The sequence below is a fragment of the Clostridium sp. UBA5119 genome (assembly GCF_002414285.1).
Lineage (GTDB): Bacteria > Bacillota > Clostridia > Clostridiales > Clostridiaceae > Clostridium_J > Clostridium_J sulfidigenes.
Genome location: NZ_DHYX01000101.1, coordinates 12,565 through 27,642, shown reverse-complemented (window position 1 = coordinate 27,642; position 15,078 = coordinate 12,565). Strand labels below are relative to the sequence as shown.

At 28.6% G+C, this 15,078-nt stretch carries 17 protein-coding genes; 14 read left to right on the top strand and 3 right to left on the bottom strand.

The window, feature by feature from the left end; all coding sequences use genetic code 11:
* Window positions 1–7: 7 nt before the first annotated feature.
* Complete coding sequence (locus B2671_RS15595; RefSeq protein WP_346871233.1) at window positions 8–253, bottom strand: AbrB/MazE/SpoVT family DNA-binding domain-containing protein; 246 nt, start codon at window positions 251–253, stop codon at window positions 8–10.
* Window positions 254–1,040: 787 nt separating this feature from the next.
* Here B2671_RS15595 and B2671_RS15590 point away from each other — a divergent pair.
* The 12 genes from B2671_RS15590 (at window position 1,041) to B2671_RS15535 (ending at window position 12,003) form a co-directional block, all read left to right on the top strand.
* The gene (locus B2671_RS15590; protein ID WP_414632643.1) at window positions 1,041–1,604 is read left to right on the top strand and encodes a DUF1836 domain-containing protein; all 564 of its coding nucleotides are present in this window, start codon (window positions 1,041–1,043) and stop codon (window positions 1,602–1,604) included.
* Between the two features lie 79 nt (window positions 1,605–1,683).
* Window positions 1,684–2,580 (top strand): HD domain-containing protein, encoded by an 897-nt coding sequence (locus tag B2671_RS15585; RefSeq protein WP_346871231.1) that lies wholly within the window; start codon window positions 1,684–1,686, stop codon window positions 2,578–2,580.
* Between the two features lie 117 nt (window positions 2,581–2,697).
* The gene (locus B2671_RS15580; protein WP_346871230.1) at window positions 2,698–4,188 is read left to right on the top strand and encodes a methyl-accepting chemotaxis protein; all 1,491 of its coding nucleotides are present in this window, start codon (window positions 2,698–2,700) and stop codon (window positions 4,186–4,188) included.
* 999 nt (window positions 4,189–5,187) lie between these two features.
* Window positions 5,188–6,111, top strand: a complete 924-nt coding sequence (gene pyrB, locus B2671_RS15575) for an aspartate carbamoyltransferase (protein ID WP_346871229.1) — start codon at window positions 5,188–5,190, stop codon at window positions 6,109–6,111.
* A gap of 21 nt (window positions 6,112–6,132) precedes the next feature.
* The gene (locus tag B2671_RS15570; RefSeq protein WP_346871228.1) at window positions 6,133–6,567 is read left to right on the top strand and encodes an aspartate carbamoyltransferase regulatory subunit; all 435 of its coding nucleotides are present in this window, start codon (window positions 6,133–6,135) and stop codon (window positions 6,565–6,567) included.
* Between the two features lie 22 nt (window positions 6,568–6,589).
* Window positions 6,590–7,777 (top strand): dihydroorotase, encoded by a 1,188-nt coding sequence (locus B2671_RS15565; protein WP_346871227.1) that lies wholly within the window; start codon window positions 6,590–6,592, stop codon window positions 7,775–7,777.
* Between the two features lie 19 nt (window positions 7,778–7,796).
* Window positions 7,797–8,672 (top strand): orotidine-5'-phosphate decarboxylase, encoded by an 876-nt coding sequence (gene pyrF, locus B2671_RS15560; protein ID WP_346871226.1) that lies wholly within the window; start codon window positions 7,797–7,799, stop codon window positions 8,670–8,672.
* A gap of 73 nt (window positions 8,673–8,745) precedes the next feature.
* Window positions 8,746–9,489, top strand: coding sequence for a dihydroorotate dehydrogenase electron transfer subunit (locus B2671_RS15555; RefSeq protein ID WP_346871225.1), 744 nt, complete (start codon window positions 8,746–8,748; stop codon window positions 9,487–9,489).
* Window positions 9,490–9,499: 10 nt separating this feature from the next.
* Window positions 9,500–10,396, top strand: a complete 897-nt coding sequence (locus B2671_RS15550; RefSeq protein ID WP_346871224.1) for a dihydroorotate dehydrogenase — start codon at window positions 9,500–9,502, stop codon at window positions 10,394–10,396.
* Window positions 10,397–10,408: 12 nt separating this feature from the next.
* Window positions 10,409–10,981, top strand: a complete 573-nt coding sequence (gene pyrE, locus B2671_RS15545; RefSeq protein ID WP_346871223.1) for an orotate phosphoribosyltransferase — start codon at window positions 10,409–10,411, stop codon at window positions 10,979–10,981.
* Between the two features lie 186 nt (window positions 10,982–11,167).
* A complete protein-coding gene (locus B2671_RS15540) occupies window positions 11,168–11,389 on the top strand; it encodes a hypothetical protein (RefSeq protein WP_346871222.1) in 222 nt (73 codons plus the stop codon).
* A 125-nt stretch (window positions 11,390–11,514) separates the two neighbouring features.
* The gene (locus B2671_RS15535; RefSeq protein WP_346871221.1) at window positions 11,515–12,003 is read left to right on the top strand and encodes a YhcN/YlaJ family sporulation lipoprotein; all 489 of its coding nucleotides are present in this window, start codon (window positions 11,515–11,517) and stop codon (window positions 12,001–12,003) included.
* Between the two features lie 62 nt (window positions 12,004–12,065).
* Here B2671_RS15535 and ispF read toward each other — a convergent pair whose 3' ends face one another.
* Window positions 12,066–12,539, bottom strand: a complete 474-nt coding sequence (ispF, locus tag B2671_RS15530) for a 2-C-methyl-D-erythritol 2,4-cyclodiphosphate synthase (RefSeq protein ID WP_346871220.1) — start codon at window positions 12,537–12,539, stop codon at window positions 12,066–12,068.
* Window positions 12,540–13,116: 577 nt separating this feature from the next.
* Here ispF and B2671_RS15525 point away from each other — a divergent pair.
* Window positions 13,117–13,662, top strand: a complete 546-nt coding sequence (locus B2671_RS15525) for a hypothetical protein (protein ID WP_346871219.1) — start codon at window positions 13,117–13,119, stop codon at window positions 13,660–13,662.
* Between the two features lie 73 nt (window positions 13,663–13,735).
* Here B2671_RS15525 and rluF read toward each other — a convergent pair whose 3' ends face one another.
* Complete coding sequence (gene rluF / locus B2671_RS15520; RefSeq protein ID WP_346871218.1) at window positions 13,736–14,461, bottom strand: 23S rRNA pseudouridine(2604) synthase RluF; 726 nt, start codon at window positions 14,459–14,461, stop codon at window positions 13,736–13,738.
* Window positions 14,462–14,631: 170 nt separating this feature from the next.
* Between rluF and B2671_RS15515 the strand changes: the two genes are divergently transcribed.
* A partial coding sequence (locus tag B2671_RS15515; protein ID WP_346871217.1) for an Ig-like domain-containing protein occupies window positions 14,632–15,078 on the top strand: 447 nt, incomplete at its 3' end.

Below are 15,078 nucleotides of genomic sequence, written 5' to 3'. Positions count from 1 at the left end.
TTATTATTTATTGTTGATTCTTTAATTCTTTTAGACATTTTTCACAGATGTTTTTAGATTTATAGTTAACCACATCACGAGCATCTCCACAGAAGATACATGCAGGTTCATATTTCTTTAATATAACTTGCTCACCATCTACGTATATTTCAAGAGCATCCTTAACGTCAATATCTAAAGTCCTCCTCAATTCTACTGGGATAACTATTCTCCCTAACTCGTCTACTTTTCTTACAACACCAGTTGATTTCATAATAAATTCCTCCTATATTTTTGATTATGTAATCAAATAAAATTTAGCTAGCAGATATTATATTTAATACCATATAATAACTATAATACAAGAAAAATCATAAGTCAATAAAAAATGATAAAAAAAATATATTAATTACATTATATGCCATTAATATATGATCTATTATAGTAGTATTAATCACATAATAAGGAAAAGATGAATAATTTAACTTATAATTTAATATTTTAACATAAAGAAGCTTATTTTCAATACTATTTTATTTACTTTGTGAATTGATTCTACAAAAAATATCAAAATTTGAAGGAGATAAAGTCATATTATTCAGTGTTCTAGACAGAAAATAAAAAATATTATGCACAACCTATCTGTGGATAATGTGGATAATATATATAGATGCCTAAAGTTAGTAGAATTATAGGAATTAACATGTAGATATTAATCAACAACTAATGTTGATATTATTTATAATAATATGTTAGTAAAATGTGATTATTGTTAATAATATTGATATGTGCTTATATTTGAATGAATAATATATATTAATTTCATAATCTATGAATAAATAATTCGACTTTTATTTTATAGATATTTGTAAATATAGACATTATCTTTTATAATTAATATGAAGTAGTGTACAAAAATTTACATTATGATATATTTAACTAGTATTAAGACAAGAATATGTTAAATATTAAAAAGGTTATTAAAGTGAGGGATGAAGATGAATGATAGAGAAAGAGATAGTGGAACTATTTTTCAAGAGGTGGTATCTAAATTTTCGGAGATGATAGGTGAGAATACTGAAAAAAGTATCATACAGTATGATGAATTACCACAGTATGATTTATTCTTATCACAAGTTAAAGATTATCTTAACGATAAGTTTAAGCATGATAAATTTACTAATAGCATACTTCAAAATTATATAAAGAGTGAAGTTATTTCTAAGCCGGAAGATGGTAAAAAAAGAGGATATACTAAACTGCATTTAGTTCAATTAGTTTTATTAGGATATATGAGGCCAATTTTGACAACAGATGAAATAAAAAGTGTATTTAGATTAGCTTTTAATGATATAAATAATAGGGAGGATGATATTCTTTCATGGGAAGATACCTTTAAATTATTTAGCGATTTACAACAAAAGAATATAGAATTATTTTTTAGTGGGGAAGAGAAGGATTTAGAAGAAATAATTAGAAGACACTTGGAAAAGTACCAGTTTAATAATGAAGATAAAGAAAGAATATTAATATTCTTGTTAGTTATGATTTTAGTAGCTCATGCAAGTAATATAAAAAAACTAGTTACTACATTAGTTGAAGAATTTGGAGATAAATATAAGTAAAATATTATATGGATCAAAGAATAAAAATATCTTCTTATGAAAAGATACATAATAGATGACTTTATAAGGAGATGAGGTTATGAAATCAATCTATTTGATTCAAGTAGTTAATAGTACTAATAAGGATTTAGTAGAATTGTTACTTATGATTAAAGATAAAAAAATATATAAAGATGAGATAATATATACCCTAGGAGATATTACAGGCGAATTAAGGCTTAAAGTTAAAAATAATTACAATAATGTATTAAATATAGGTGATGTAGTAAATGTTAGTATAAAAGATAATAGTATAGTGAAGCTAGATTTATCAAAATATAGTTATAATTTAAATGATTTTATGAACTGTGTAAAAAGAGATGTAAAATTTATATTAGATGAATTAGAAGAAATGACAACTCAACAATTTAAATGTGAAGAGGTTATGTCTTTAGATAAATATTTTTTTTGTGATAAGAAATTTATAAATAATTTTTCTCAAGGGATTGGAGGGTTAGAACACCATACATATATAGGTGGGCTTGCAGAACACACTCTTAACGTAACTTATTGGGCAAAGAAACTTGCATATAGGTATAATTGTAGATATAAGGAAATTGCTATATTAGCAGCAAAACTTCATGATATTGGAAAGATATATGAATATTTGTCAATTGGAAGGTTTAAACCAACCATTAGAGGTGAAATGGAAGGTCATATAGTTATAGGTATAACTATGATAGAAGAAGCATTTAAAAATAATCCTGGTTTTTATAGTGAGGACTTTAAAAATCGAATTAAAGGATGTATTGTTCAACATCATGGAAAACCGGAGTATGGATCTCCTAAAGGGCCAAATACGGAAGAGGCTTTTATAGTGCATTATGCAGATTATCTTGATGCTACTATGAATAAGGTATCAAAGGTAAAAGATAAAACAATACATGATACATGGTCGGATTATGAAAAAAAGATAGAAACTAAATTATTTATATAAAACCATAAAGCGAATTACTTAGGTAGTTTGTTTTATGGTTTTATTTTCAAAATATATATTAAGATGTATATACAATGGTACGATAATTCAATCAAGTAAAAATATGGGGGGATTATTATGGGGAAAAATGAACATAAAGATAACTATAACAATTATATTACTAAAGTAAATAAATTAATGTTAATTGTATTTTTGAGCATTATGTTTGTTACAGTAGCAGGTTCAGTTCTACAAGTTTATAGAGGAGATAGAAGGATTGGATTTGCAATATATAATATATTAGTAGCAGGTATAGCCTATGTTATAGCCATATTCTTATATATGAAAAACTCATCAAATAACATAATGAGATGGGTTTTGGCTATAGGATTTTTATTAGTAGATACATATATATTACTCACATCATCCTGTGCATCTGCTTTTGCAGCTGGATTTCCATTTATACTAAGTTTAGTTTTATACTTGGATTTAAAATTAATAACTACTGTTGGTGGAATAAATTTAATATCTATACTAATATATGCATATATGCAGGTAAAGTTAGGAAATAGTGCTGAGTTAAGCGGGATTTTAGGTACTACTATAATGTTTTTGCCAACACTTGTAATAGTTACACAATTTATTTCTAAAATGAATAAAGATATAAATAAAAATGTAGAAGAATTAAATGAAAATAGTAAGATACAACAAAAGATGTTAATAGATTTATCCAATGTATATACTGTAGTTAAAGAAAAATCTAATGAGCTTAGAGGAATTGTTTCTTTAATAGTTCAAAGTACAGAAATTGTAAATTCATCTATAGATGAAATAGCAATAGGGGCAACTAATACTAGCAAAGAAATTGAGAGTCAGACTAATTTAGTAAATAATATAAAGCATGAGATAACAGAGACTGAAGAGGTAACTACTGTTGTTAAACAATCCTCTGAGGAAGCTGATGAGGTGATAGACAATGGAATAAAAATTGTTCATGAATTATCTAAGAAAAGTGAATATATTATGAGTAAAAATAAAAAGGTTAGTGACATTATGAAGGAACTAGCTGAAAAATCATCTAATATTGCGGAAATAACTAATGTTATATCATCTATTTCAGAGCAAACTAATCTTCTAGCATTAAATGCTGCAATTGAAGCAGCTAGGGTTGGTGAAAGTGGAAAAGGATTTGCTGTGGTAGCAGATGAAATAAAGAAATTAGCAGCTGAGAGTAAAAATAACTCACTAGAGATAGGAAATATACTGAAGTCTCTAGAGGAAGATACTAATGTATCAGTTTTAGAGGTAGAAGAATTAGTTCATGCTAATGATGAACAACAACAATTGGTTAAAGATACAAATAAAGCATTTTCAACTATTCAGAAAAATGTGTCTACAGTAAAAGAGGAAATGATAGGTGTGGTTTCTAAGGTATCTGCAATTTTAGATAGCAGTGAAAAAATTCATGATAACATTACAAATCTATCAGGTATAGCCCAAGAAACCATGGCAAGTTCGGAAGAAACTTCAACCATATCTCATGAAAATCTAAATAATTCTAAGGAACTAGAAAATATAGCAGCAGTGTTAAATAGTTCAATAGAGGAAATAAGTAAGTACTTTAAATAAATAGAGTTTTTAGTCATGGGGATTAACATATTAAAAAAATAATGCACTCTTTATTTTAAAGAGTGCATTATTTTTTAATATATTAGCTACAAGAGCTTTCACCTATAGCTTTAGATATTACTCTAAAAGTTTTTCCAAAGAATGTTTTTTTGTAAGAAACAATACAATCTTCAAAAATATATTCTTCATCTTTATCAACTGCAAAAGTTATTCCATTAACAGTTTCTACAGTATCATTTGATTTTTGTTCATCCAGAACAACGCTTAGGTTAGGGCCACCTCAACCAAAACCGGCAATAGCTAGTCTAACAACAGATTTGCCTTGTTTGCTTAAATTTTCTAAAAGTGCATCTTTAGTTTCGTTATCAAAAGTTATTTTCATTTTAATATCCTCCTTATAATTTGCTTTTATTTAGTATACCATGAGGTTTTACATTTATGCTGATAAATATTTGATAAGCTTGGTATTTACTTCTTAATATAAACTAGTATAAACAGAGTTCTTTGCCTCAGAGGGAGTTTTTACTCCCACTGAAGCTTAGACCAGGGACGTAGCAGCTCTTTACTCCCACTTTGAAGAAGAGGAGAGTACTAGAGCTGGTAGTCATCGGATAAAACTTATACTGTTTATATAATTTATAATACAATATTTATATAGAAAGATATGTGATTTAATCACATAAATAAGTTAAGTTAAAAAATTTAGTATTATAATAAACTATATTGACATTACAGTTTATTTAAAGTAAAATGAAAATAGTAAAAATTTAATAAAGAATCCTTTTAAAAACGGTACAGAGATGCCGGCAAGGGAAGATAATATTTTGGTATGAATACATTTGTAGTATGATAAAATTTACAATAATATATTCATATACAAAGTTGTATTTACAGATATTTATAGCTTTCCTTGTTGAGGAAAGCTTTTTTTATTGAATTTTATCAGTAAATCTTAATACCTTTAAATTATCCCAGAGAGGCTAAAAAGGAGTGTTTTATATGTTAAAAGGAAGAAATTTAATCGAACCAATGGACTTTACTTTAGAAGAATTAGACGAAATATTTGACCTAGCAGATGAAATAATAAAAGATTCAAGAAAATTTATACATGCTTGTGATGGGTACTTGCTTACTACATTATTTTATGAGCCAAGTACTAGAACCAGATTTAGTTTTGAAGCTGCTATGAATAGATTAGGTGGAAGCGTAATCGGATTTTCAGAACCAAATGCTAGTTCAGTAGCTAAGGGAGAAAGTATTGCAGATACCATAAGAACTGTTGCATGCTATGCAGACATTGCTGTAATGAGACATCCTAAAGAAGGAGCACCACAGGTTGCAGCACAATATAGTGATATTCCCGTAGTAAATGCAGGGGATGGTGGACACCAACATCCAACTCAAACCTTAACTGATTTACTAACAATAAGAACCCTAAAGGGAAGACTGAATAATTTAACAATAGGTTGTTGTGGAGATTTAAAATTTGGAAGAACAGTACATTCGTTAATAAAAGCTTTAAGTAGATATGAAAACAACAAGTTCGTACTAATTTCACCTGAAGAATTAGAAATACCAGAGTATATAAAAAAAGAAGTCCTTAAAAAGAAAAACATAGAATTCAAGCAAGTTAGAACTATGGAAGAAGCTATGAAGGAAATAGATATTTTATATATGACAAGGGTACAAAGAGAAAGATTTTTTAATGAAGAAGACTATATAAAACTTAAAGATACTTATATATTAGACAATGAGAAAATGAATCTTGCGAAAGAAGATATGATAGTACTTCACCCATTACCAAGAGTAAATGAGATAGCATATGAAGTAGATAGTGATAATAGAGCTGTGTACTTTAAGCAAGCTAAGTATGGAATGTATGTGAGAATGGCATTAATACTAAAACTATTAGGAATTTACTAAGGTATATAAGGAGGAAGTAATATGTTAACTATAAATAGTATAAAAAACGGATTAGTAATAGATCATATAAAAGCTGGAGAAGGAATAAAAATATTTAACTTCTTAAACTTAGATAAAGCCGATTTCACTGTAGCTCTTATAATGAATGCTAATAGTGATAAGTGTGGGAAAAAAGATATAATAAAAATAGAAACTAGAATAGATATTGATTTTGAAATATTAGGAGTAATAGATCCAAATATAACTATAGATATAATAGAAAATGAAGAAATTAAGGAAAAAATTAAGCTTACACTTCCTAAAAAGGTTGAAAATGTTATTAAATGTAAGAATCCTAGATGCGTTACATCTATAGAACCTAACATAAAGCATATACATTACTTAGTAGATGAAGAAACAAAGGAATATAGATGTCATTACTGTGATGATTTACAAAAGGTAACTTCATTATATTAATAGATAGGATTGGAGAATACTTATGGAAATTTGCATAAAGAATGGTACAGTAGTTGACTGGAGTGGAACCTTTTTTGGAGATGTCTATATAAAGGATGGAATAATTTGTGAGCTAGGAAGAAATCTCATAAAGGATTGTAAAACTATAGATGCAACAGGAAAGATAGTAATGCCTGGCTTTGTAGATTTACATGTGCATTTTAGGGATCCGGGACTTACACATAAGGAAGATATACAATCAGGTTCTCATGCTGCAGTTAAAGGTGGATATGTAATGGTAAACCTTATGGCAAATACAAATCCAGTATGTAGCACTATGGAGACAGTTAATTATGTTATAAATAGGGGTAAGGAAGTAGGACTTATAGATATTAATCAAGTTATATCTATAACTAATGAGTTTAGTGGAGATGACATAAGCCATTTAGATAAGCTAAAAAAAGGTGATATAAAAGTAATATCAGAAGATGGAAAAGATGTTATGCATAGCGAAGTTATGTTAAATGCTATGATTAAGGCTAAAGAGAAGGATATAACTGTTATGTGCCATTGTGAGAATCATAATCTATCTGATATAGATATGAGACTAGCAGAAAATACTATGACTTGGAGAAATATAACTTTAGCAAAACATGCAGGGTGTAAAGTTCACTTTTCCCATGTAAGTACCAAAGAATCTATGGAATATATCATTAAAGCAAAGGAAAAAGGTCATAAAGTTACTTGTGAAGTATCTCCCCATCATATAGCTTTAACAAATGATGTAGAGTATAGAGTAAATCCACCTCTTAGAGAAAAGGAAGATGTGGAATACTTAATCCATGCTATAAAAGATGGATATGTGGATAGCATTGCTACAGATCATGCACCTCATACTGAAGAAGATAAGAAAAAAGGAGCTCCAGGAATATCAGGAATAGAAACAGCCTTTGGAATTTCTTATACAAAACTTGTAAAGTCAGGTCATATAGACTTAAGTAAGCTAAGTGAAATCATGAGTAAGAGACCTAGTGAAATACTGGGAGTTAATAAGGGTCAAATAGATATAGGTTATGATGGAGATTTAGTAATACTAGATTTAGAAAAAGAATATGAGATACGTAAGGAAAAATTTTTATCAAAAGGTAAAAATACTCCATTTAATGGTATGAAAGTATATGGAGAAGTTATAACTACCATAAAAAGTGGTAAAGTTGTTTATAAAAAATAGAAAAGTGAGGGAGTATCATATGATTATAGATAGACTATTCGATACAATTGCAGAAAAAGGACATGTATGTGTGGGACTAGATACAGATATATCATATATACCAAAAAGTTTTATGAAGAAATTTGAAAAGGTAGGGGATGCAATTTTCGAATTTAATAAAGCTATAATAGATGAAACTATAGACCATGTAGCTTGTTATAAACCACAAATAGCATATTATGAAGCATATGGATTGGAAGGATTAAGAGCTTATTCTAATACATTAAAGTATATAAAGGAAAAGGGAGCAATATCTATAGGAGATATAAAAAGAGGCGATATTGCTAAAACGGCTGAAATGTATGCTAAAGCACATTTTGAAGGAGAGTTTGAAGCTGATTTTATAACTATAAGTCCATATATGGGATTAGATAGTATAGAGCCATACTTACCTTATATTGAAAATAGTGAAAAAGGAGTTTTTGTACTGATAAGAACTTCAAACGAGGGCAGCAAGGATATTCAATATATAGAAACTAAGGGCGGTAGAAAAGTATTTAATGTAGTAGGGGAAACTATAAATAATTTAGGGAAAAATTATATAGGTAAGTGTGGGTATAGTTCTATAGGTGGGGTTATAGGCTGTACCCATGTAGATGAAGGTATAGAAATAAGAAATTCCTTAGATAGTACACTCTTCTTAATACCAGGATATGGTGCCCAAGGTGGAAAAGCAGAAGATGTAGCACTTTATCTTAAGGATGGAAATGGAGGGGTTGTTAACTCTTCAAGGGGTATAATGCTTGCATATAAAGGAAAACTAGATGGTGAAGAAAACTTTGCTAAGTATGCAAAAGAAGAGGCAATTAGAATGAAAAATGAAATTCTAACAGCTATAGGAAATCTAAAAAAATAAATTATAACTACAGTTAATGCCATACAACTTTATTGTATGGCATTATATTAGAATAAATTATTAGGAGATTAGAATGAAAAAAGATAATTATGAATACAAAGTTTGTAAAGTAATAGAGAATAAAGAAGTTGCTAAAGGAATATTTAAATTATCTATAGAGGGTAAGTTTCAAGGAGAACCGGGACAGTTTTATATGCTAAGATCCTGGGAAAAGGAACCTATATTATGGAGACCTATTAGTATTCATAATATAACATCAAATTCTATAGAATTCTTATATCAATCAGTTGGAGAAGGAACAAAATTATTAAGTAATCTTATACAAGGACAAGAGGTTAAGGTTATGGGTCCATTAGGAAATGGCTTTGACTTAGAAGAGATAAAAGGCAAGGTTGCAGTAGTATCAGGAGGAATTGGGGCTGCTCCAATGAGATACCTGGTAGATAACATAAAGGATTCGGAAGTTCATATATTTGCTGGCTTTAGAGATGAAGTTTATGGGTTAGAAGAAATAAGAGAGTTAAGTTTATCAGTAAAGGTGTCTACAGAAGATGGTAGTGTTGGACATAAAGGATATATAACAGAACTATTTAATCCTAAAGACTATGACTTAGTTTTATGCTGTGGACCAGAGGTTATGATGTATAGAGTAATTGATATGTGCAAGGAAGTGGGGACAAAGATATATGTATCAGAAGAAAAGAAGATGGCTTGTGGAGTAGGAGCTTGTCTTGGTTGTACATGTAAAACAGTTAGTGGAAATAAAAGAACATGTAAAGATGGTCCTGTATTTAATGGATTAGATTTAGAGTTTTAAAGGAGAAATTATGCTTAAGGTAAATATTTGTAATAAGGAATTCAAGAATCCAATAATGACAGCATCAGGTACTTTTGGCTTTGGTGAAGAATATAGTAAGTTTTATGATATAGCAAAACTTGGAGGAATTTGTAGTAAGGGCTTAACCTTAAATCCAAGACAAGGTAATGATGGAGTAAGAATCAAAGAAACAACAGGTGGAATGCTTAATAGTGTAGGACTTCAAAATCCAGGAGTAGAAAACTTTATAAAAGATGAACTTCCAAATATGAAAGAATATAACACTAATATAATAGCTAATGTTGGTGGAGCTACAGTAGAAGAATATATAAGTATAATCGAGAAGTTAAACCAGGCTGATGTAGACATCATAGAACTTAACATTTCATGTCCTAATGTAAAACATGGTGGTATGGCTCTTGGAATAAAATCAAAGGTTGCCTATGCGGCAGTAAAAGAAGTGAAGAAGGTATGTAAAAAACCATTGATGGTAAAGTTATCTCCTAATGCAGAAAATATAGTAGAGATGGCACTTAGGTGTGAAGAAGCGGGAGCTGATGCACTATCATTAATAAATACGTTTCAAGGAATGTCTATAGACTACAAAAAACGAAAGGCTGTATTTGATAATATCTATGCAGGATTCTCAGGACCAGCAGTAAAGCCTATGGCTTTAAGAATGGTTCATCAAGTGTGTAAGGCATGTAAGATTCCAGTAGTTGGTCTTGGCGGTATTACAAATTGGGAAGATGCTATAGAGTTTATAATGGCAGGAGCTACAGGGATCCAAATAGGTACAGCTAATTTTATAAATCCTTTTGCACCATTAGAAATAATAAAAGGAATAGAAGACTTTTTAATAAAAGAAAATATTAAAGATATTAGTGAAATTAGAGGAATAGTATAGGAGGAAAATATTATGGAAAATAAAATTGTAGATATATTAGTTCAGTGTGAGGCATTATTAGAAGGACATTTCTTGCTATCATCAGGTAAACATAGTAATAGATACTGTCAATGTGCAAAATTACTACAGTATCCAGATAAGGCAGCGCAAGTATTGGAAGTAGTTGCAAACAAGGTTAAAGATTTAGATGTAGATATGTTAGTAGGTCCTGCTATGGGAGGAATAATAGTTGCTTATGAGCTAGCAAGACAACTAGGAAAGCCAGGGATATTTACTGAAAGAAAAGACGGTGTAATGACATTAACAAGAGGCTTTGAAATTAGGCAAGGACAAAGAGTTTTAATTACAGAAGACGTAGTTACAACAGGAAAATCTACTATGGAAGTTGTAGAAGTACTAAGGGGTTTAGGAGCAGAAGTTATAGGTGTATGTTGTATAGTTGATAGGAGAGTTGAAAATTGTGCTTTAACTCTTCCGGTTTATAGTGCATGTAAGTTGGAAATAGAAAGCTTTGATAAGGAAGAATGCCCACTATGTAAAAAAGATATACCTTATGTAAAACCAGGTAGCAGAAACATTAAATAATTGAATAATTAACCAAGTTGGAATAGAGTTCACCTTACTTATAGATTTTATATAGGGAGGTGAATTTTTTTATAAGAGATGGTGCAAATAAATTTTATATTATAACTAATGATTATAGTCATAAATTATATAATAGGATAATATTATATATCATTAATTAACAACTGGTGTAAGGAGAATGTAAATATGATTAATGATGTTCCTAGTATTATATATGATAAAAATAAAAATCCTCTTAGAGTTATAAAATCATCAAGAGTATTCTTTAAGAAACATGGAAGAGTTGGATATGTATTTCATGTTGAGAGGGAGGAAAGAATAACAAGTGTAAGTGAATTTGACTTAGTTGAAAACAATGGGAATTTTTTTGTTACGAAAGATATATTTGAGAATTCAGATATGATGTAAAAGGTGGAGATATAATTTAGAATAGGAATATACTTATTCTTATATGCCAAACTATATATAGTTATTTATTATTAGTTCTATAGATTATAGAAACTAAATTAATATTATATATAGGAGGATATGAAATGAAAGGAAAAATAAATGATATATTATTATTTATTGTAGTATTATTAATTATAGTAACGGTGGTACTAATGGGATGTAATAGTAATAGTAAAGAAAGTGATACTGTGGGAGCCGGTCCTACTATTGAAGATATGAGTGATGAACCTATAGATAAAGAGGTGGAAATTAGAAATGCTATATCCACCTGTGAGAGAATTATGGTAAACGTAGAAGAGATTCCAGAAATTCAATCTTCAGTAACCTATATAAACCATGAATCTGTATTGGTTTCATTGAAGTTAAAGGAAAATTACAATAATATATCTCCAGAACTACGAATGGAAGTTGAAAAAAAAGTTAAGGACATCTATTCTAATGCTAAAACCATAGCTATAAGTAATGACGAATATGTATATGATTCAATAGCCAAATTGTTGAAGTCTTTTAAGGAGAATAGGCCATTTGAAGAATTTAAGAAAGATTTAGAAGAGATAATAGAGAATATGTAATAAACATTTTAAAAAGTCCAAGGTTGAATTTTAATAACCTTGGACTTGTATTTTTATATATCTTATATTTTACTTATTAAACATATAGATTGAGAGGAAATTCCTTCTTCAATACCAGTAAAACCAAGACCTTCTTCAGTAGTAGCCTTTACATTAATTTGATCTATAGAAATCCTTAATGCTTCACTAATATTTTCTCTCATGGATGTAATATAAGGAGACATTTTAGGACGCTGGGCAATTATTGTTGCATCTATGTTTTCTATTTTATAATTATTTTTACTTAATAATTCTCTAACTTCATTAAGAAGTTTAATACTAGAAATATCTTTAAATTTAGCATCTGTATCAGGAAAGTGTTTTCCTATATCACCAAGTGCTGCAGCACCTAGTAAACTATCCATAATTGCATGAATAAGAACATCAGCATCTGAATGCCCTAAAAGCCCAAGTGTATGTGGTATTTTAACTCCACCAATAATTAAATCTCTATTAGGAACTAACTTATGTACATCATATCCTAAACCAATTCGCATATATAAACCTCCAATAAATAATAAATAATGTGTCAACTTAAGTTTAACACAGTTTAATCAGTAGTATCTATTAGAAAGATAAAAAAAGTTTAAGTGTGTAACATCTAAATTCTCTAGTAAAGATGTATAAATAAAAAGTTATAAACAAGTTATTCACATTAGTGTGGATAATGTTGATAAAATTTCACGTGTTTATAAGGTGTATATGGAGTCTAGAAGAGAAATTATAGAATTATAAGACGAAAATCTATGTATTAACATTGAATTCACTAAGTTATAAACAGGATACCTGTGGATAATGTTAATAACAAGGACAAGTTGATAGTTTAACAGTATATAAGACTATTCTTTATAGTATGGACAAAATTTTATTAACAATGTATGTTAATAAAATAATATGTAGAAATTTAGTATTGAAAATATTACAAAATATGATATAATTTTATATGTATTTACAAAGAGTAGAAATACTCTTAATATTTTGTATTAGCTATGTAAATGTATACAAAAGATTATATACTATTTGGTATATCATTTACTAAGTATTAAATTTATTAAGAAATATGGAGGATTTAAAATGAAAAGAATAATCGCATTAGTATTAACAGCAACCATAGGTTTAGCATTAGTAGGATGTGGAACAAAAACTAATACTTCAGAGGATTCATCAGCTAAGACTACTGAGCAAGCTTCTACTGAAGATAGTAAAGAAAAAGAAAGCACAGAAGTATCAGAGGTTACTTATGAAAGCTTTGAATCACTATTAAATAGTTTTGCTAACAAAGAATATTATTATAATGAAGCAAACACTTTAAAATTACTTACTGATGAAGATGAAGCTGCATATGTAAAAAAGGCAGAAACTGCTCTTGATAAAGTATTAACTGATGAAAAAATAAACAAATCAAAGGCAAAAATATATCAATATTACAGAAATGTAAACGGCAAAAAAGATCAAGTTGCATATGTAATTACTTATGGAGATAATAATACTGCAGAGAAAATATATGAAGTTTATTCAGATGTATCTGATGATTTTAAAATAACTTTTAAAGAAGTAAAAGAAAATAGTGACATAATTGCACATAAACAATTTGCAGAATTATTTAAAGGTGAATTTTAATTAAAATAAAAAATAAAAAAGAAGGAGATAGAATAAATATCTTCTTCTTTTTTATTTATATTTGAATTTCAATTTAAATAGTACCTATTGAATCTTTAGTAAGATTAATGATTGTGGACATTTCTTCAGAGCTTAGATAACGCCATTTCCCCGTAGGAAGATTACTTAAGGACACATTCATAATTCTAATACGTTTAAGACTAGTTACTTTGAATCCTAAGTATTCGCACATTCTTCTAATTTGTCTATTTAGACCTTGGGTTAAAATTATATTAAAAGTACATTTGCCAATTTTTCTAACTTTGCATTGCTTTGTCACAGTACCAAGTATAGGAATTCCATTTTCCATTGAATTAATAAATTCTTTTGTAATAGGTTTATCAACGGAAACTACATATTCTTTTTCATGATTATTTCCTGCACGTAATATTTTATTTACCATATCTCCATCATTAGTTAAAAATATTAATCCCTCAGAAGGTTTATCGAGACGTCCTATAGGGAATATTCTCTCGTGATAGTTAATAAAGTTAATTATATTTCCCTTAACATGAGTTTCTGTTGTGCAAGTAATTCCTACAGGTTTATTAAGGGCTATGTATACTTTATTTGACTTAGGTTTAATAGTTTTTCCATCAACTACTACAATATCAGTAGGACTAACTCTTGTTCCAAGGGTAGCTAAGATACTATTTACATATACTTTACCAGATTCAATAAACTTATCTGCTTCTCTTCTGGAACAAATTCCACTTTCGCTTATGTACTTATTAAGTCTAAGTAAGTTTTTATTATCCATATAGTTATATCACCACCTAGCGTAAGACTTAATGAATGTTAGTTATTATATAATTACTTACATTCACTTTAAATTTATTGTATAATTATAGCATAATATCAATGTTATTAGTATTATACAATATGACAGATATTATATAAATAAAATTTTAGAGGATATGGGGGGGAACTATGAATAATAAAGTAGTAAAGAAGATTTCTAGTATTTTAATAGTAATTATAATGTGTATGACACCGTTAGCATTAACTGGTAGTGCATTTGCAGCAGTAAATATACAGGATTTAAACCATCAAATAAATATACCAACAAATAAAACTTGGACAATAAAGCTTAGTAATAAACTACATCCAAACTTAATAAATAACCTTAGTACTTATGTAAAAGTTTTTTCACCTAATGGTGGTGAATTAAAGGTAGGGTTAAGCTACAATGCAACTAACAAGGCTATAAAAATAACACCGCCTTCTGGAGGATATAGTACAAGCACCACCTATAGTATAATTGTAAAATCTGGCTTATATGATAGTGAAGGAAAATATATTGAATTACCTGCAGTAAAGGAATTTTCTACAGTGCCATCGAACCATAATGTATCCACATTAGGTACAATGTCTACT

What these genes read in the sequence shown, in the direction of transcription:
- B2671_RS15580 (WP_346871230.1), top strand. Translation starts at nt 2,698, where the DNA reads ATGGGGAAAAATGAACATAAAGATAACTATAACAATTATATTACTAAA.
- B2671_RS15555 (WP_346871225.1), top strand. Translation starts at nt 8,746, where the DNA reads ATGAAAAAAGATAATTATGAATACAAAGTTTGTAAAGTAATAGAGAAT.
- B2671_RS15565 (WP_346871227.1), top strand. Translation starts at nt 6,590, where the DNA reads ATGGAAATTTGCATAAAGAATGGTACAGTAGTTGACTGGAGTGGAACC.
- pyrB (WP_346871229.1), top strand. Translation starts at nt 5,188, where the DNA reads ATGTTAAAAGGAAGAAATTTAATCGAACCAATGGACTTTACTTTAGAA.
- pyrF (WP_346871226.1), top strand. Translation starts at nt 7,797, where the DNA reads ATGATTATAGATAGACTATTCGATACAATTGCAGAAAAAGGACATGTA.
- B2671_RS15595 (WP_346871233.1), bottom strand. Translation starts at nt 253, where the DNA reads ATGAAATCAACTGGTGTTGTAAGAAAAGTAGACGAGTTAGGGAGAATA.
- rluF (WP_346871218.1), bottom strand. Translation starts at nt 14,461, where the DNA reads ATGGATAATAAAAACTTACTTAGACTTAATAAGTACATAAGCGAAAGT.
- ispF (WP_346871220.1), bottom strand. Translation starts at nt 12,539, where the DNA reads ATGCGAATTGGTTTAGGATATGATGTACATAAGTTAGTTCCTAATAGA.
- B2671_RS15550 (WP_346871224.1), top strand. Translation starts at nt 9,500, where the DNA reads ATGCTTAAGGTAAATATTTGTAATAAGGAATTCAAGAATCCAATAATG.
- B2671_RS15585 (WP_346871231.1), top strand. Translation starts at nt 1,684, where the DNA reads ATGAAATCAATCTATTTGATTCAAGTAGTTAATAGTACTAATAAGGAT.
- B2671_RS15535 (WP_346871221.1), top strand. Translation starts at nt 11,515, where the DNA reads ATGAAAGGAAAAATAAATGATATATTATTATTTATTGTAGTATTATTA.
- B2671_RS15540 (WP_346871222.1), top strand. Translation starts at nt 11,168, where the DNA reads ATGATTAATGATGTTCCTAGTATTATATATGATAAAAATAAAAATCCT.
- B2671_RS15590 (WP_414632643.1), top strand. Translation starts at nt 1,041, where the DNA reads ATGATAGGTGAGAATACTGAAAAAAGTATCATACAGTATGATGAATTA.
- B2671_RS15570 (WP_346871228.1), top strand. Translation starts at nt 6,133, where the DNA reads ATGTTAACTATAAATAGTATAAAAAACGGATTAGTAATAGATCATATA.
- pyrE (WP_346871223.1), top strand. Translation starts at nt 10,409, where the DNA reads ATGGAAAATAAAATTGTAGATATATTAGTTCAGTGTGAGGCATTATTA.
- B2671_RS15525 (WP_346871219.1), top strand. Translation starts at nt 13,117, where the DNA reads ATGAAAAGAATAATCGCATTAGTATTAACAGCAACCATAGGTTTAGCA.